Below are 18077 nucleotides of genomic sequence, written 5' to 3'. Positions count from 1 at the left end.
TTCCGACAGCTGTACTGTGGAACCACAAACCTTGAGTTTTTAGCTCGACAATTAGCTGTTATTATTCCTTACTCAGTGATAGATGCCAAAAAAAGAAAAACCGGAGAGGCTAGTCCTTTCCGGCTTTCTCTAGGCTCATTTACACAACGGTTATTAGCTTCCGCAGCCAACACAGTCAAAATGGCTGTCCGTAGGCTTGGTGCCATTTAGTTGCATCTCCAAATTGTGGATCTTGTCCCGGATCTCCATATCCTGAAACATATCTCCTGTCAATGATCCCTGGAGCTTTTCGATTTCTTCTGTCAAGGCTTGTTTTTGTTCTGCTGTCATAGGTTGAAATAGTTTAGGATAAAATAGTCAAGCAATATTACTGGTAAATAAGTTCGCCCAAAAAAATTATTTTTCAAACCTTTCCATTAACTAATTGAATACGAGTCAAAAAAATTAAGGAAGGCTTTTTGCTTGCTAGTGAAAAGGACTAGTATCTAAACCAGTCGATAATTTGAAGAATCGGCAAGAAAATTCTATTTTAAATCATTCAGCAACTTTTCCAGATATGAAAAAAGAAGACATCAATACCCTGATCAAGCTGCGAAAGGAGCTCCACCAGCACCCTGACCTCTCCAATGACGAAGCTGCCACGGCCCATCGAATCAAGGATTTTTTTGAGCCATTAAAGCCCGATAAAGTCATCGATAAAATAGGAGGCAATGGACTGGCCTTTATTTATGAAGGCAATAAGAAGGGGCCTACCACCATGATCCGGTGCGAACTGGATGCACTTCCCATTCCAGAAGAAACCCGTTCCAAACATAAAAGTACAGTGTCAGGAAAATCCCATTCCTGTGGTCATGATGGACATATGGCCATTGTGGCTGGCGTGGGCATGGACATTGCCCAAAAGCCTATCTCGAAAGGTCGCGTGGTACTGCTCTATCAACCTGCCGAAGAGACCGGTGAGGGCGCCGAAAGGGTGATCAAGGACAAGCAGTTTTCAACGCTCAAACCAGATTTTGCCTTTGCCTTGCACAACCTTCCAGGCTATCCCAAAAACGAAATTGTCCTCAAAAAAGGCCCGTTTGCGGCCGCTTCAAAAGGTATGGTGATCCACCTCAAGGGCAAAACGTCCCACGCAGCACATCCTGAAAATGGCAATAGCCCGGCATTGGCCATGGCCAAAATCATTGCAGGACTGCAAGCGCTTCCAGAAAGCATGAATGGATTTAGCCTGATCACCGTTATCCATGCAGTATTAGGTGAAATTGCATTTGGTACCACTCCCGGTGAAGCGACTGTCCGTGCCACCCTGCGTACTTATGAAAACGAAACCATGGAGCGGCTTACCCATTTTGCCACGGAGCTCGCCACTATAATTGCCCAATCACACCATTTGGACATAGAAATCTCCTACACCGAGTCCTTCGCCAGCACGACCAATGACGAGACCGCCTGGGAATATGTCAACCAAGCTGCCAAAAAATTAAAGCTCAAGACCAAACATATCCGCAATCCTTTCAAATGGTCAGAAGACTTCGGGCAATTTTCAATCGACACGCCCACCATGTTCTTTGGGCTGGGAAGTGGCAAAACACAACCTCAGCTTCACAATAGCAACTTTGATTTTCCTGACAGCATTCTACCCACGGGAGTCAGCATGTTCAGTCAACTCATCAATCAACTAAACCGTTAACCCCAACACACTTATAATCACCCGCACAAATGAGGCACACTTCACGTATAGAGATCAGCAAGTCTGCTTATCGCAGAAATATCAAATTCATTCGAAGTCAAGTGGGGGATGACACCATTATCTCTGCCGTAGTAAAAGGCAATGCCTATGGACACGGAATCGAAAATATCGTATCCATTGCCGAAGACGTGGGAATTAGGCATTTCAGCGCATTCAGCACCGACGAAGCCTATCGTATCCATCATGCCAGCCAAAAAGATAGTAAAATCATGATCATGGGCATGGTGGACAATCGAGACTTGGAATGGATCATCAAAAACGGCATTAGTTTTTTTGTGTTTGAGTTTGATCGATTGATGACCGCTATCAAAGTGGCCAGAAAACTTAAAATCCCTGCCAAAATCCATGTGGAAGTAGAAACGGGTTTTCACCGAACAGGATTTGAATGGAACGAGAAGGAATTTCTTGCGGACATTATTTACGAACATGGCATTCACTTGGAGCTTTCGGGACTATGCACCCACTATGCTGGCGCCGAAAGCATCGCCAACTACCTCCGTGTCCAAAATCAAATCAAACAATATAGGAATTTTAAAAGCTGGTTTGACAGCCACGGGATTAAATTTGGCATTTATCATACCGCTTGCTCTGCGGCCTCACTAAGCTACCCCGAAACCATCATGGACATGGTCAGGATCGGAATTTTACAATACGGCTTCTGGCCGAGCCAAGAAACCTATATGAGCAAATTCAAGCAACTCGCGGCCAACAAGAAAAACCCGCTTAAGAGGCTTATCAGTTGGAAAAGCTCTATCATGAGCATCAAGGAAGTGGGCATGGGGGATTTTGTTGGTTATGGCACCACTTTTATGGCGCATCGCAAAATGAAAATTGCCTTGGTTCCTGTCGGCTATTGCCATGGATTCAGCAGGATGCTCAGCAATCTGGGCAAAGTGCTTATCCAGGGCAAAATGGTATCTGTGGTCGGTACGGTAACAATGAATGCCATCTCTGTTGATATCACCGATCTCAAGGATGTCAAAAAAGGTGATGAAGTCGTCATCATCGGCAAGCAAAAAAGCAATGAGATCACTGTAGCCTCTTTTAGCGAAACCACGCAGCAAGTCAATTATGAACTCCTTACACGTCTCCCCAATGATATTCCCCGGAAAATTGTCTATTGATAAAAGAAATCTTCCATTTATCATTTTTTAACATGAATAATTGTCATAACTACCTTTTTAAGTATGGTATTTGCATTGAAAAAGACAGGAAACATCGTGTTTTATCGTATCATTCTCAATGAACTGTTCAGTTCATTGAGAATCTGACAAACGACATGGACATTCATCTTTTTCTAATGTTAAAATTTAATTAAAAATGAACTTATTCAAAACGCTAATTTGCGCTGGTTTACTATCAATCTCCTTGTTTTCTTGTGGCGGTTCTGATGACATTGGTCAATATACTTGGAAAGTAAGGTCCATTAATGGTGCTCCTGCCACGCAGGAGCAACTGGCTAAACTTACCCTTAATTTTGGTAAAGAACAGAAAGTAAATGGCCAGGCTCCATGCGATGAATTCAGGGGAAAAGCAGTTTATAATTCAGAAAAAATCAAATTTTCCACACTCTATACTGACTCGCAAAATTGCGACGAAAAAACCGTTCAGACAGCCTACCTAAGCTCCTTGGAAATGAGTAAAAAATACACGACCACTGCTAATAGAATGGTCTTTTACGATGGTGAAGGAAACATTACCGTAGAATTTGAGCAGGTAGATTGACTTCCCTTAAAAGGACTTCGAACTCACCAATCCTTTTATGATGAAGACATTATCTCCCAGCGGGTCCAGGAATCTATTTTGAAATCCTGGACCCGCTGAAGGGGGATGAACAGGTCAGTTGAATATGACCGTTTTATTCCCCATGACCATTACTTTTTTAGTCAAATGATATTTGATGGCCTTGGAGAGCACTACTTTTTCGACATCTTGGCCTATCTGCACCAGTTCTTCGATGGTGTTATGATGCTTGACCCTGGCGATATCTTGTTCGATAATCGGACCTGCATCCAGTTCTTCGGTCACATAGTGCCCCGTCGCGCCAATTATCTTCACCCCTCTTTTATGTGCAGCATGGTACGGCTTGGCTCCGACAAAAGCAGGCAAAAAAGAATGATGGATATTAATGATATTGTGAGGGTACGCTGCAATAAATCGGGGGCTCAAAATCTGCATATACCTCGCCAAGACAATAAAATCGACATTGTGCTCTTTAAGTAATTGTAGCTGTTTGTCCTCTTGTTCCAGTTTGTTTTCCTTATTAATGGGCAAATGATAAAACGGGATATCAAATGCCTCTACCACAGGTTTTAAAGTTTCGTGATTAGAAATGACCAGCGGAATTTCCACATCAAACTGGCCAGAATAATACCTCGACACGATATCAAATAAACAGTGGGATAGCTTCGACACGAATATGGCCATTCTGGGCTTGGGCTCATTAAAGTGTAGCGTAAAGTTCATCTCAAACTTATCTCCGACCGTCTCTGAAAACACCCGATGGATATGGTCTTTCTGAATGGCAAAGCGCGCTAGTTCCCATTTGGCACGCATGAAAAAGTCCCCTGTCTCACTGTCAATGTACTGATCTACTTCTTGTACATTGCCATTATGAAAATATAAAAACTGCGTCACAGCAGCGACGATGCCTTTCTGATCCTTACACTGGATGATTAATATTGCGGATTCCATAAAACGATAAAAATTTATGATTGCTATTTAGTGGGTAATACGTTTCCCACCACTAAGATATCCAGTAAAGGGAAACATTTTACTTTTGTGGCGGGAAAATATGGCTATTTCATTTCTTTGGCCTTTATTCATCTAAGGGCCAGTGTTTTTGAGTGCAACCATTACTAAAATTCTGGTCCGTTTATACACGTTCCCAACTACACATTGGGAACGTTTAACCCGTTTTATCAATGTCGTTTAGTTAGTGTGAATTTGGAAATATTGGTTCTATTATTTTTCTGCTAAATTCCAAGATGGTCTTCACCTCTTTACCTTTGTTACTTTTTTGCTTCAGGTCAAAGTCGAGTAGGCCTGGGCCCTATGCCCAAGCCTCTCTCAGAACCGTACGTGACAGTCTCCCGTCATACGGCTCTTGGCAATCAAATCTGATGTTCCAGATTTTGTTTCAAACAACTCCATCTTCCCTAATTTTAGGTTGTGTAACCATTTAAAACTGATTGCCTCAGTCCCTTCGCTCTTTCTCCGTTTCCAGAGCTTTCAACACTACTACGGACTGATCCGCCCCATCCCTATCAAAGGGGATGGTTCTCCTGTTCCATCCAACCGCCTGTTTCGAACTCCTGCCGCCTTAATGCCGCCTGCCAATAGGCCAACTCTCAGTCTGCGCTGCCTATTTTGTCCCGGAAGTTACTCTAGCCCCCGGTTTTGACAGGAAGTATTTTTCACGACACTTCATCGAACGGTTCACTTTCGTTCAGCTTTTCGAAACGCATCCCTTCTGATCGCTCAGTACCACAGCCTTGAAAGCGCAGCACCATCAGGGGAATTTGACTGGTCTGCCTGATCCAGTCCCAGCCGTCGTGCCAAGGGTTGTAACGCCCTATTCGACATCAGTTGGATAGCATGTCCGGTTTCCCGAACTTCAGGACACACAAAGTAACCAAAAAACCTTGCCGCTACGCCACGGCGCACAGGTGTGCAGCTATTGGGCTAAAATAAAGCCTACCCCCCATACAGGTAAACTCCTCCTGTCTAAAGCCAGGTAAACCTTCTTTAGCTGCCAACATTCTTTTTGGCTAGTATTTCGTCAAACAAGCCTGCCTTCTTGCCTACCCGCTTTTTAATTTCTTAACGCCCAATACCTGCAAGGCGAATTCAGTTAATAAGTCCCAAAAATGTATCGCTTCCTTTTGACGGCCCTTGGTATGCCTGTTTTCCAGCCGATGGTGGAGGCCGTTAAGAAAGTGAGTTGGCTCGCGTCGTGGAACAGCGAGACCCACTCGCTTTTAGGTCGTAGCCATCGGCTGGAAATTAAAATGGGGAACGGATCTCGGTCGCAGGGTAAATCCATGTTCCATTTTAAAAGGCAGACCACCGGCCTGGATTTTTTTCTTTCTTTTTTCATCAATGGAAAAAAGGAAAAGGATAAAATCCACCAAAATGGCCAAAGCCATACAGCCAAAGTCAAATAGAAAAGAAACTCCTAGCAGGTAAAAACAGGGAAATGGCCTTAACTAAGCGACATTGCCCGTTTTATGCATTAGGAATCGTAATAGATAGGCTAATGCATAATGCGGGTTTAAGAAAAGTTATGTGTGGCTGAGCGTAACCGCAAGCCCCACGGTTTTCCAAACTAGCCTGTGATCAGACAGAGCCCCGTGCTATTCCTTTCTCAAGCATTACATTATGACAGATGCCACTATACCATCCGGCTACTTGTATCAAGCACCCCTAAAGATTTAAATCCCCTATGCCAGCAATGCCTCAATATCTTCTTTTTCGAGGCTCTTCATAAAGCTTTCCTCCGTACTGATCAGCTCATCGGCAAGGGCCATTTTCCGCTCTTGTAGGGCCATGATCTTCTCCTCAACAGTATTGTGCGTAATAAACTTGTAAATCATCACCTTATTTTCCTGCCCTATACGGTGTGCCCTATCGATGGCTTGGGCTTCCACCGCTGGATTCCACCATGGATCCAGCAAGAACACGTATTCGGCCTTGGTCAGGTTGAGACCAACCCCACCTGCTTTTAGGGAAATTAAGAAAATTTTCACCTTATCATTCTCCTGAAATTCCCTGACCTCTGCTTGACGGTCCTTGGTAGTCCCATCCAAGTAAGAATAAGCAATTCCACTTTCGTCCAAGTGCTCCTTCACGATGGCCAAGTGTTTCACAAACTGACTAAATACCAACACCTTATGCCCCTCTCTGGCAGTAGAATCCAGCATGTGCACAATATCCTCCATTTTACCTGAATCTCCGGTGTACGAGGTATCGGTCAGCCGCGGGTGATTTGCGATCTGTCTAAGCTGCGTCAAGCCTCTCAGTAAGGTAAATGCCTGCCGGTTCATGCCCGGGATGCTCATCTCTTTGACGATCTTCTCGCGGTAATAGCTCTTTACCTCCTCATAGGCTTTCTCTTGCTCAGCCGTCATATTGGAGTATTTGACATTGACCACTTTTTCAGGAAGATCGGTAGCCACTTGAGTTTTAAGTCTTCTCAGGATGAATGGCTTGATCATGGCATGCAGCTTTGCAGCCTTATCCATGTCATTTTTCTTTTCTATTGGCTGTAAAAATTGCTTTTTGAAAATACTCTGAGTACCCAAAAGACCTTGATTAATAAAATTCATCTGGGACCAAAGGTCCATGGTGCCGTTTTCGACCGGAGTACCCGTAAGGATAAGTCGATGCTTGCACACCAGCTGATTCACCGCTTTGGATATAATACTGTTTGGATTTTTTATAGCTTGGGATTCGTCAAGAATAATATAATTAAAGAAAAAATCCTTCAAAATGTCCACATCGAGTCTCGTGATCCCGTAAGAGGTTAAGACCAAATCATAATTGGAAAACCTACTGCTGTCTTTGATCCGCTGGGATCCGGTATATACCAATACTTTCAGGTCAGGCGTAAACTTACGCGCCTCCACTTCCCAGTTATAGATTAGTGAAGTGGGCATGACCAACAGCGAGGTCGCTCCCTCGGTCCTTTTCTTTTCGTAGGCCAACATCGCCAATGTTTGGACGGTTTTACCAAGCCCCATGTCATCGGCCAAGCAGCCCCCAAAGTTGTATTCATTTAAAAACCTCAACCAGTCATAGCCTGCTTTCTGGTATGGACGCAAAGTTCCCCTGAAGGTATCTGGAAGCTCATAGGACTCCATTTCAGAAAAGCCTTTCAGTTTTTCAAGTTTTCTGCTTAAGGTAAGGTTAATGAGATTCCCTTTTTGAAGTTCTTGGGCAAGGGCAATATGGTGCTTTTTGAGCATCATCATTTCATCCTTTTGCTCTCCTGCTTCGAGGAAGGAAAAAATCTCCGAGTAATTCACAAACCAACTATCGGGAATAACAGCTATCTCCCCATTGGGCAATTCAAATTCTGACTTTCCCTTCACCAACAACTTCCTGATCTGGGCAAAAGGCACGTCATAAGGCCCAAAATTAATGATCGCATCCACGTCAAACCAATCAATATTTTCTTTGATATCGACCTTAATGGATGCATTACCAATAAAATATTTTTTGCCCTTTGAACTTTGGTTTTGAAGGATTCTCACGCCCATGTCCTCCAGTGCTTCCCTATTGGAATTTAGCCAGTCGAAGGCCTTTGATTTGCCAATCGAAAAACGGGATGTACGGACGGGCAGTCCTAGGCCTTTCAGATAATCCCCGTAGGACTGCTCCTTTTCCAGGTCCCGGATGACTTTGTGGAAAATATAGTTATCCCCGTTTTGTTCCAGCTGTACGTTATTGGATTTTTTCTCTTCCGAACGAAAAGAGTACTCCCCATACTGAAAACGCAGGTCAAATACAATTTTGTCTTCTTCAGCAGCCTCTTGGGCATTTCCAAAAAGATCCGTACTACCGTTACCGCCAGGCAAATCGCTCAAACTCAACAGTGCCTCCGGTTGGCTACGCTGTACCTTAATGTCAAAGCCTTTGGCATATACATCGAAAGAAGCCACCAGCTGTGTGATGAATTTCTGATAATAGGACTGCTCTACATTTTTCGGGATGACAATAAATTTCTTGTTCAAAAAAGGCTTTAGCTTTTTACCGTCCACACCCTTTTCGAAATTGTATAAATTTCCGTTTACCACCAGCCAAGCAGGCTCCTCACAGAGGAGGTAGCCCCCCTTGTATTGCCAATCCAATTTTTCACCATCATGTTTAATAGTGGGGAAATAATGCGTATTATCCTCGTTTCTCCTAAAATGAAACAGCACGGAAGCTTTTTCTTCCATCACATGGATCTCCTTCCATATCGGATTGCCATCATTTCCCATTTCAAAAAGCCGCTTCCCTATTATCCGTTCCAATATCTTCGCCCGGATTCCTTCCAGCCTGATCTCTATCAGCCTACGAATTTCCTTATTGGCAGTAGTCTCACTATTCGTCTCATAGACTTTTCTGAGAAACTCCTTTGGTTTCAGCTTTTTGGTGTTAAATTTCTTGACGATCGCGGCATGCTGCATGCTGTCCATCAGCTCGATAAGCTCATAATCTGTGTTATCCAAACCTGAAGCAAACTCCTTGGCATTTTGGGTAGCAATATTTTGATAGGCAAACGAGAGCCTACCTTTCTCATCATGTTGTATTACGAAAGATTCAAAAAGAATCCCTAAATATTCATGACTAAAAAGAGAATATATAATTTCAAAAGACTTGTCCGGAGAAACTTTCATAATCTATTTCTGCTAATCTATCGAGCTAAAACCACCCGGAGAGGTATGATTTTTAAAATATACTAGCTTGCAAAGTAAATAATTATTTCAACTTTTAATAGAAAAAAGAGATGAATTAAGGCAGTTATCACCAATTTAAGTTTACTTATATCCCCTTCCCCTATAATGAACTTTTTCTAGGTCAAAAGACCTCTTTTCAGCCATTATATGCTTTTCATCCCAAATGCTGTCCAAAAGTCCCTTCAAAATCATCGGTAAAGCCAAATTGCTTTATCGAAACAACTCCTTCAAGACAACCCCTATCTTAAGTAAACGTCTGATATAAAGACCAAGCGAAAAGTTGGGGATTGCCTGTTTTCGTAATGGTAGATCCACGGATAAATAAAAATGCCACAAAGCCCCAGAAATATTGCTTGATCCCTATATAAAGCCTTTAACAGAAAATTCACCTAATATGCGTACATTTGCGTATGTGAAAAAGCATTTTTTGATAATAAAAGGTATATTTTTGTCATGTAATCTTTGATCACCCCATCATTCCGGTTACACATTTATTAATAAACTACAGACTCAGTATCTAAAATATTGAGCCTGTCTAAAAACTTACGCAAAACCCACATTAAATGTATTTCAAATATTATTTTTTGCATTTCGAAAAAATAATATTGATATTTGCCTTAAAATCAACCCCTTATGAAAACTACTTTAACGCTTCTACTATTCGTCTTTTCCTTTGCGGTGCTTCAGGCCCAATCACCCTCAAGCAGCGGACCTCAGGTGCACTTGGGTAGCCAACATTATACAAAAAACAATATGATGCCCAGTCAGATTGTAGCTCACGACAAAAACGGCATCTTTGTAACCAAAATAAAACTCAGTAATGAACTGCGAGGAAGGGAAGCATTCCCAATCCTGGAATTTTACAACAACCAAATGGAACTCAGAAGCTTTCGCCAGCTTCAAGTCGTAAACAGTAATTCTCCTGCCAAATTTGAAAGGATCTTACAAATCGGCGGAAAACTCTATTGCTTCTACAGCATCCATGAGGACGATAGGAATGTACTTCTGGCAGATGAGATCGACAAATCCACCCTTACTCTTAGCCAAACTCCAACCGTCCTACAGCGCATCCCAGAAGAGGCCAAAGCGAAATTCGAACGCCCCGCATTCCATATCAAACTGTCTGAGGGAGGTAATTTCCTCCTGAGTACATTTACACAACCCGGGACTAAAAACACGCCAGATCAACTTCATTTTGCCGTGCTGGACGATAAGCTATCACCTCGTTGGAGCCGCCAACTCGAGGCTTCACAGGAGACTGGCCACTATCACATCCTCAACTATCACATATCCCAAACGGGGGATGTATTTATCCTGAAAAAGGTGGGCGATAGTGAAAAAGCACTCGAAAGGTTTTGGCAACCGAATTATCAATTCAGCATTACCGCCATCACCCACGACGGAACTACTACCGCCGAAGTCTTTCCAAAAGTGGCCGGAAGACACCTGACCAAAATGCAAATCGGAACAAATGCAAAATCGCAACTTGTATGTACTGGCTTTTTCACCACCACCGGTGAGCAAACAACCGCAGGCAGCTATTTCCTGACCTTCGCCGGCCCTAAGATGATCCAAAAAAGCTTTCAACCTTTTGCACCCATTCTTTTGGCAGAAAACGACAAGGCCAACAAAGAAGAAAAACAGGAAGGACTATACGCCTATCGCTTGAATGATATTACTTTCCGGGGTGATGGAAGTGCCATCCTCATTGCGGAACAAGCCACCCAAACAGCTGGCTTTAATCCCCGAACCAACTACCGTACAGCCAAAACAGCCTTTAACACTATCGCTGTGGTAAGCATCGCGCCAGACGGTGAGGTAATGTGGACGGAGCAAATCCGTAAAAACCAAGTGTCTCCTGAAGGATACAGCTTTTTCTCTTCTTATGCTACGGCAGTGCTAAATGACAAAGTTTACTTGGTTTTTAATGACCATCCCGAAAACCTGTGTGAGGGAGTTTGTGAGCCAGTGCACTTTAATCCTAAAGCCACCCAGAAGGACGTCTTGATCGCCATGGTGGAAGTGGATTGGCATGGGAATGTAAAAAAGGCAGCATTGCCTTTCAGCCGTGACCTCCACATCCTCACAAAGCCGCTCGCCTGTAAACAAGTCTCCAACCATCAAATGGTGGTCTTGGGACAGTATAACAAAGCCTACAGAATGGCAAGACTGGATTTTGATAAAACGTTTAGCTATCAATAAAATACCTGAATTGTCCAAAACACACGGGCACCTTGGGGACAAACATTCCTCCCCAAGGTGCCTTTTCATTTTGGCAAGGATGATCACTCCAGCACTTTCTGTCCAAAAAATCAGTAAGCATCGACACCTCCTAAATGGGAATCTAGAAGCATTCCCAAACAAGCCCTATAAATGCTCCACCGTATTGACTTTGGACGCGATGCTAGCCGGTCGATATGCAGCAAAAAATGTAATGACAATAAGACTTAGGCTCGTCCACAGGAAATCTGTCCAAATCATCTTGACAGGGTAACTGTCCACTACAGAACTCGCCACGCCAAGTGACACCAGCCCAAATCGATCCTGAAACCAACACACCAAAAATCCCAACACAAGCCCTACAATGGCTCCAGAAAAGGCTATAATGGCGCCTTGTTTGACATAAATAGCACGAATGAGCTTTTCGGTAGCGCCCATGGCCATCATCACGGCAATGTCTTTCTTTTTTTCGATCGCCAGCATGCTCAGTGAAAAGAATATATTAAATGAAGCTACCGCCAAAATAAACGTCAAGGTGATAAATACAAATAACTTTTCGATCCTGATGGCCCTGAGCAATCCTGCATGCTGCTCGTCTGTATCTTTCACGGTAAAATCACCACCAAGCATTTGCCGTAGCCTGGCCTTCACATCGGACACCGAAAAATCAGCAGCCACTTTCACTTCCAATGCCGTACGCCTATCTCCATACCCCATGATATCCCTCGCAAAAGATAATGGCACTACGACATAATTATCATCAAACTTTTTCTCCACGCTAAAGGTCCCGGCCAACCCCAACCTACCGGAATTGTACATTTGCCTGGGATCGATCGTACCAGCCCGAGGAGCCTTTGGGTAAAACATCCGCAGCTGCTCAAACTCATTTTTGGGATCCACCCCTAGCATAAAGCTTACGCCTCTACCCATGATGGCTTTGGGCTGCTTTTGGCTCCCTAAGGTCATCTCACCCGCAAAATACCCCCTCTCAAATCGCTCTTCGTCCAAAAATTCATCGCTGACCCCTTTCATCGTCACCACCATTTGATCTTCGCCATATTTCAGCAGGGCATTGTCTTCTATTACTTCCGTGATGGCCTCCACGCCTTCCACATCCCTTAGGCTATCCAAAAAATCATCCCCCGCTTCGAAAGACTTGCCCTTCACCAGCTCTATTTTCAGTGGCGCATCAAAAGAGGCATATAAGCCCCTGATCAAATCCTCCAACCCGTTAAACACGGATAGCACAATTACCAGCGCCATGGTTCCCACTGCCACACCAATCATCGCTATCCTGGACAGGATATTGATAAAATTCCGCTTCTTCTTACTTCTGAAATACCGGGATGCAATAAAAAAGGAGAGATTCACTGGATGGTTAATAACGTAATTAAAGGTGAATAATTTAATGGTAATTTAAGTACAGAACACTGATCCGACCGGCTATAACTCATCTTTTATTAATAGGAGAAAAGGAACCGGGCATCAGGGGGCAGCTAAAGGTCATGCCCATTTAACAATGCCCACTGACCTAAGGTACTTTAATTTTGGACTCGAAAAAAATGGGCTCGAAAAAACCCATTGATCAGTCCTCTTCTTCCTCATCGTCAGGTGCCTCTGGGATATCCAAATCTCCGATAATCTTGTCCATATGCTGTGCATATGCAGAAGAATCATCTGGGTAAAAGACCAATTCCGGAACGCTCCTTACTGTTTTTCCAATGCGTCTTCCGAGGTGTTTCCTGATCTCCTTTTTGTGCCCATCGATTTTTTCCAACAGCTCCTTGTTGTTCGCTAAGAGGAAACTTAGGTAGATTTTGGCCACGCCCAAGTCTGGACTCATCAGCACTCTGGTAACTGAAACCATGGCATTGCCCACCAACGGCCGGGATTCCCGCTGAAAGATCTCCCCCAGTTCCTTTTGAATTAACTTTGAATACTTTTGTTGTCTCTTGCTTTCCATATTGAATATTTATCGATACAAATTTAGTGATTTAATCGACTAACCTTTAATTTCGTACGTTCAGAAATAAATAACTATCAACAGATATTATCCTTGCTTAGCTTTTTTAAAATCAACGATCCATTTAGAATCTTAGGCATCGCGTTGCTACTTATAGCACTCAGCCTACCTTATGAGCTGATGAACATCCCGCTGCTAAGCCCTGAACTTTCATGGATGCTGGTAGGAGAGCGCCTCAGTCATGGTCATTACCTATACGTTGATATTGTCGATGACATTGGGCCTCTTTCAGCCTATATGTATTGGTTGATTGATGCTTTGGTAGGCCGATCTTGGTGGATGTATAAATTCTTAGCGGCATGTATCATCCTCTTTCAGATCTACTATGTCAATCGGCTTTTTATCCAGTACAAGGCATTTGACAACACCTCCTATATTCCTGCTTTAGTCATGTTGGTACTGTTCCACTTTTCTTTTGATATGCTGACACTTTCACCAGCGTTGATGGGAACGACTTTTATTATACTGGCTTTGGGCCAATTATTTTCACAGACACTTTTAAATGAGCAAAACACCGAGTCCATTTTGCTTGTAGGCCTCTTTGGAGGCGTCGCCGTATGCTTCCACTTCCCATTGATCATATTTCTGCCCTTCCTTTTGGTAGCTGGTATTACCGTCAGTGGCTTTAGCTTTAATCAACTCATCCTTTCATTGGTAGGCTATTTCCAACCATTCGTGATGTGCTGCATTTATTTTTTCTGGATCGGAGGCCTGCCGGAATTTATTACGGAATTCGTTTTGGCCACACGAATAACCAGCAGCTATCCACATGTGACCTATTTTGACCTGCTGACATTAATGGTCGCACCACTGCTGTTTGCAGTTATCGGCTATTTTGTAGGTACTGTCACGACCAGCATCACTGTCAATCAACAAAAACAAAAACAGTTGATGCTGCTCTATACCATTTTTGCGATCTTTTCTGTTTTCATTGCCAACAGAAGGACTCCCTACCAAATGGTCATCATCCTACCGGGACTGACCTATTTTATTGCCCAGATATTTATCCACCTGACCAATCGAAAACAACTGAATGCTCTTTTCTACACCTTTCTTCTCCTCATCCCGGCAGTAGGTTACACCTGGACTGTTTATAAAATCCAAGCCAAGAAAACATGGAATTATACCTTGGAGGAATCTGTCCAGCCTCGCGCCAAAAGGATCGTCATTCTCGGCGATGAAATAAGTGCCTATCAGCATACCAAATTGGCAAGTCCCTACCTTAACTTCCGTCTTTCCAAACGGGTGCTGACAGATTATGCAGACCAGGAAAATATGATGGAAGTATATTTGAATTTTCTAAATGAAAAACCCACTGTCATCTATGATCAGGAAGGACTGTTCGAAAAACTCATCGTACATATTCCAGCCCTAGGAAAACTCTACCAAAAAGAGCAGGAGGGTGTATTCCGTTTGTCGGAATAAGCTTGGCTTGGGTAGTGAAGTTCAAAACGATTTTTGCAAAATTATTTCTAATCTTTAAACCAATAAAAAATGACTTATCTTAAAAGCATCCTTTTTTTGCTACTTTTTCAAGCATGCATTACACAACTTGCCAATGCCCAAGTCACTGTGGGCGTTTATTCCAATGGAATACTTACCCAATTAGCCGCTGGCACTGACCCAGACAGAAAATTTTTCGGGGAAGGGCGATTATTTGCCGGAGATTATCTCAATCGCTATTTTGGAGCAGAAGCTATCGGACAATATAATTTCTATCAATCAGACTGGTATAACGTTTCAGCTGGCTTAATGCTGGGTTATTACGAATTCGATGATGGTGCACGTGTGGGAGCTCCTGTGCTATTTGCCTTCAAGCCAATTTCAAACCACCGGGCATTTGCCATCATGATGGAGGCTACCCCCATGTATAATGGAGCCCTTGGGTTAAGGGGTAATTTCGGACTTCGATATACGATCGGAAAAAAATAAGGGTCAAGCCAGGCGCAACGTTTTCGGGGATTGGGTTCCGATTCAAGAAACAAAAGGTATTTGGCATTTAGTACACCCGGGAACTAGCCCCACAATGCTCTTAAGTTCGGGGAAGTACACCCCTTGTCACCCTTGGACTCTACCTGTCTATCCTCCAGGTAGAGTCGGAGGGTAGTGTGGGACCACGACTCCGCCCGAGCCTGACCTCACTTAGTTTCTTTAGCTTAAGAGCATTGACCTAGTTCCATAGGGGCGACAGATCCTCTATTGGGAGCATCAGTAGCAGTATAGCATGTCCCAATCTGGCTGATGGCTGCCGTTCCTGAGGAACTTCATGATATGGGTGGTACACACTTTAGGGCGCAGGAGTCACCTGCAGCTTCTATTTCAAACGGGCCAAAGGCGTAATACCACCCTTTGTCTTATCATCTATATTCACCAATATCTCAGCATCCAAGGGCACAAAGACATCGACTCTTGACCCAAACTTGATAAAGCCAAATTCTCCACCCTGCACCAAAGGATCACCCTCTTTCACATAGTATTTGATCCTTCTTGCCACTGCTCCTGCTATTTGCCTTACCAATAACTGCACGCCTGTCTTGGAGTGCTTGACCACCATTGTTGAACGCTCATTTTCGTAACTGGCCTTAGGATGCCATGCCACCATATATTTGCCAGGATGGTATTTAAAATATTCTACAATACCGCTCACCGGAGACCGGTTTACATGGACATTTACTGGAGACATGAATATGGAAATTTGCTTTCTACGCTCCTTAAGGTATTCATCTTCTTGGGCCTCTTCGATCACCACTACCTTTCCATCCGCAGGAGCATAAACCAACTGCTCATCTTCCGGCAAGGGAATGGTAGGGTTTCTAAAAAACTGCAGCACCAACAAATATATGATGATACTGGCCAGTAAAATCAAATTCAATACGGTATCCTGTCCTGGCATTAATTGATGTGTCGCAAAGTTGACGCCCGCGAGTACTACCAGCATCCAAAACAGTAATTGTCTTCCTTCTTTATGTATCGTCATCAGAATGGGGTTAATTCAATATAAATCAATGTTATGAATTCAATTTTGGTTCCTTTATTACAAACAATCTTACTGTCCCAAATTAAATTCGGCTGCAATTTGCCAATATTTCTCCGTATGTTAAAGAAAAAATTCAATATACGCTTAGCCATATGGTTTTCAGCCATACCAATTCCTTTATGCATCCTTGGTGATCTTAGTGGTTAAAAACACCTAACCACTAAGATCACAAAGCCACGCACTGAGTGCACAAAGATTTGTCGAAAAAACTTATAACCTACTCAGAGCCCTTGGTGGTTCCTTGGTGATCTTTGTGGTTAAATTACGGCGACTAATTTAAAATCCACCCCTGAACTGATACGTTTGGGCTACTTTATCGATCGCTACGATATAGGCAGCAATCCGCATCGGCACTTCATGTTTTACGGAAGTTTTGTACACTTGGTCAAAGGCCTCCTTCATGATCCTGTCTGATCTTCTATTTACCCTTTCCGCCGTCCATTTATACCCAAGGCGGTTTTGCACCCACTCGAAGTAGGAAACCGTCACGCCACCAGCATTGGCCAAGATATCCGGAACCACCATGATGCCCTTCTCATTGATGATTTTATCTGCGTTAAAGGAAGTAGGCCCATTGGCACCCTCTACGATCAGTCGAGCATTGATTTTGTCCACATTCCCTTTGGTGATCACATCTTCTACAGCAGCCGGCACCAGCACGTCCACCTTCAATTCGAGCAATTCCAAGGGATCGGACAGTTTTTCTGCCCCATCAAAACCCTCCAAGGTTCCCTTGTTTCCGTCACGATAGGCTATAGCTTCTTGGATGTTAATGCCATGGGAATTATAATAAGCACCTGAAATATCCGATACCGCCACGACTTTCAGCCCTCGCTCTTCCAGCAAGGCTGACGCCCAGGAACCTACATTGCCGAAACCTTGTACCGCACAGGTTGCTTGGAATGGGTTTATCTTAAGTTTTTCCATGGCAGCCAGAGCGGATACCATCACACCACGACCCGTAGCCTCCGTTCTTCCCAGAGAACCACCCAGGACGAGCGGTTTGCCAGTCACCACTGCATTTACGGTCGTTCCTTTGGCCTTAGAGTACTCATCCATCAACCAGGCCATTTCCTTGGGACCGGTCCCCATGTCAGGTGCCGGGATGTCCTTATCCGGGCCAAAAACATCGATCATCGCAAGGGTATAGGCACGGACCAACCGCTCGATTTCGCCTGGAGACATTTCCCTAGGATTGCAGCGCACACCGCCTTTTCCTCCTCCATAGGGAATGTCCACCACCGCGCACTTCCATGTCATCCAAGCTGCCAGCGCCCTGACCTCATCGATATGTACATCCGGCGCAAAACGAATCCCTCCTTTTGCAGGTCCCAAAATATTGGAATGGACCACACGAATGCCCTCAAAAACTTTTATTTTGCCATTGTCCATGGTGATGGGAAGAGATACAATCACCTGTTTTGCAGGGTTCTTCAGCACATTATAGACCTCATCTGAAAGACCTAACTTTTCTGCTGCAATATTAAACCTCTCCATCATTGACTCCAACGGATTTTCTTTGTCCGTAATCGGAGCCGGTTCGATATAAGCCATAATTGGGTTTTAGTTTATGTAGAGACTAAATTTGATACAATATTAGACACA

15 protein-coding genes are annotated in these 18077 nt (G+C 43.7%); 7 read left to right on the top strand and 8 right to left on the bottom strand.

The genetic code is table 11. The features are described from left to right. Positions 1-153: 153 nt before the first annotated feature. Complete coding sequence (locus FDP09_RS23730) at positions 154-330, bottom strand: hypothetical protein (protein WP_187328815.1); 177 nt, start codon at positions 328-330, stop codon at positions 154-156. 226 nt (positions 331-556) lie between these two features. On the opposite strand from FDP09_RS23730, the gene FDP09_RS06990 reads away from it, so the two are divergent. The 3 genes from FDP09_RS06990 to FDP09_RS06980 all read left to right on the top strand — a co-directional run bounded on the left by FDP09_RS06990 (position 557) and on the right by FDP09_RS06980 (position 3475). After that, complete coding sequence (locus tag FDP09_RS06990; protein ID WP_137401978.1) at positions 557-1690, top strand: amidohydrolase; 1134 nt, start codon at positions 557-559, stop codon at positions 1688-1690. A gap of 29 nt (positions 1691-1719) precedes the next feature. Further along, complete coding sequence (gene alr, locus FDP09_RS06985) at positions 1720-2874, top strand: alanine racemase (protein WP_137401977.1); 1155 nt, start codon at positions 1720-1722, stop codon at positions 2872-2874. Positions 2875-3070: 196 nt separating this feature from the next. Then, positions 3071-3475 carry an META domain-containing protein gene (locus FDP09_RS06980; RefSeq protein WP_137401976.1) on the top strand — a complete coding sequence of 135 codons (405 nt, stop codon included), beginning with the start codon at positions 3071-3073 and terminating at the stop codon, positions 3473-3475. A 114-nt stretch (positions 3476-3589) separates the two neighbouring features. On the opposite strand, the gene purU is transcribed toward FDP09_RS06980, so the two are convergent. Further along, positions 3590-4444, bottom strand: a complete 855-nt coding sequence (gene purU / locus FDP09_RS06975; protein ID WP_137401975.1) for a formyltetrahydrofolate deformylase — start codon at positions 4442-4444, stop codon at positions 3590-3592. Positions 4445-5230: 786 nt separating this feature from the next. Then, positions 5231-5416, bottom strand: a complete 186-nt coding sequence (locus FDP09_RS06970) for a hypothetical protein (RefSeq protein ID WP_137401974.1) — start codon at positions 5414-5416, stop codon at positions 5231-5233. A gap of 203 nt (positions 5417-5619) precedes the next feature. Between FDP09_RS06970 and FDP09_RS06965 the strand changes: the two genes are divergently transcribed. Next, entirely contained in the window at positions 5620-5916 is a 297-nt protein-coding gene (locus FDP09_RS06965) for a hypothetical protein (protein WP_137401973.1), read from the top strand. 276 nt (positions 5917-6192) lie between these two features. Here FDP09_RS06965 and FDP09_RS06960 read toward each other — a convergent pair whose 3' ends face one another. Continuing rightward, on the bottom strand, positions 6193-9132 hold the full coding sequence (locus FDP09_RS06960) for a DEAD/DEAH box helicase (protein WP_137401972.1): 2940 nt from the start codon (positions 9130-9132) through the stop codon (positions 6193-6195). A 693-nt stretch (positions 9133-9825) separates the two neighbouring features. On the opposite strand from FDP09_RS06960, the gene FDP09_RS06955 reads away from it, so the two are divergent. Further along, positions 9826-11394 (top strand): hypothetical protein, encoded by a 1569-nt coding sequence (locus FDP09_RS06955; protein WP_137401971.1) that lies wholly within the window; start codon positions 9826-9828, stop codon positions 11392-11394. Between the two features lie 165 nt (positions 11395-11559). Here FDP09_RS06955 and FDP09_RS06950 read toward each other — a convergent pair whose 3' ends face one another. Then, positions 11560-12783 (bottom strand): FtsX-like permease family protein, encoded by a 1224-nt coding sequence (locus FDP09_RS06950; protein ID WP_137401970.1) that lies wholly within the window; start codon positions 12781-12783, stop codon positions 11560-11562. A gap of 214 nt (positions 12784-12997) precedes the next feature. Further along, complete coding sequence (rbfA, locus tag FDP09_RS06945; RefSeq protein ID WP_137401969.1) at positions 12998-13375, bottom strand: 30S ribosome-binding factor RbfA; 378 nt, start codon at positions 13373-13375, stop codon at positions 12998-13000. A 93-nt stretch (positions 13376-13468) separates the two neighbouring features. Here rbfA and FDP09_RS06940 point away from each other — a divergent pair, with 93 nt between their 5' ends. Next, on the top strand, positions 13469-14860 hold the full coding sequence (locus FDP09_RS06940) for a hypothetical protein (protein WP_229683400.1): 1392 nt from the start codon (positions 13469-13471) through the stop codon (positions 14858-14860). Between the two features lie 69 nt (positions 14861-14929). Continuing rightward, positions 14930-15367: a hypothetical protein gene (locus FDP09_RS06935; RefSeq protein ID WP_137401968.1), complete on the top strand. Its 438-nt coding sequence runs from the start codon at positions 14930-14932 to the stop codon at positions 15365-15367. Between the two features lie 382 nt (positions 15368-15749). On the opposite strand, the gene FDP09_RS06930 is transcribed toward FDP09_RS06935, so the two are convergent. Next, positions 15750-16412, bottom strand: coding sequence for a phosphatidylserine decarboxylase family protein (locus FDP09_RS06930; RefSeq protein ID WP_137401967.1), 663 nt, complete (start codon positions 16410-16412; stop codon positions 15750-15752). 336 nt (positions 16413-16748) lie between these two features. Continuing rightward, positions 16749-18026, bottom strand: coding sequence for a Glu/Leu/Phe/Val family dehydrogenase (locus tag FDP09_RS06925; RefSeq protein ID WP_137401966.1), 1278 nt, complete (start codon positions 18024-18026; stop codon positions 16749-16751). Positions 18027-18077 lie beyond the last annotated feature (51 nt).

The organism is Echinicola rosea, assembly GCF_005281475.1.
GTDB classification, from domain to species: domain Bacteria; phylum Bacteroidota; class Bacteroidia; order Cytophagales; family Cyclobacteriaceae; genus Echinicola; species Echinicola rosea.
Note: the sequence above shows the minus strand (reverse complement) of the source record. Positions and strands in the feature narration are given on the sequence as shown.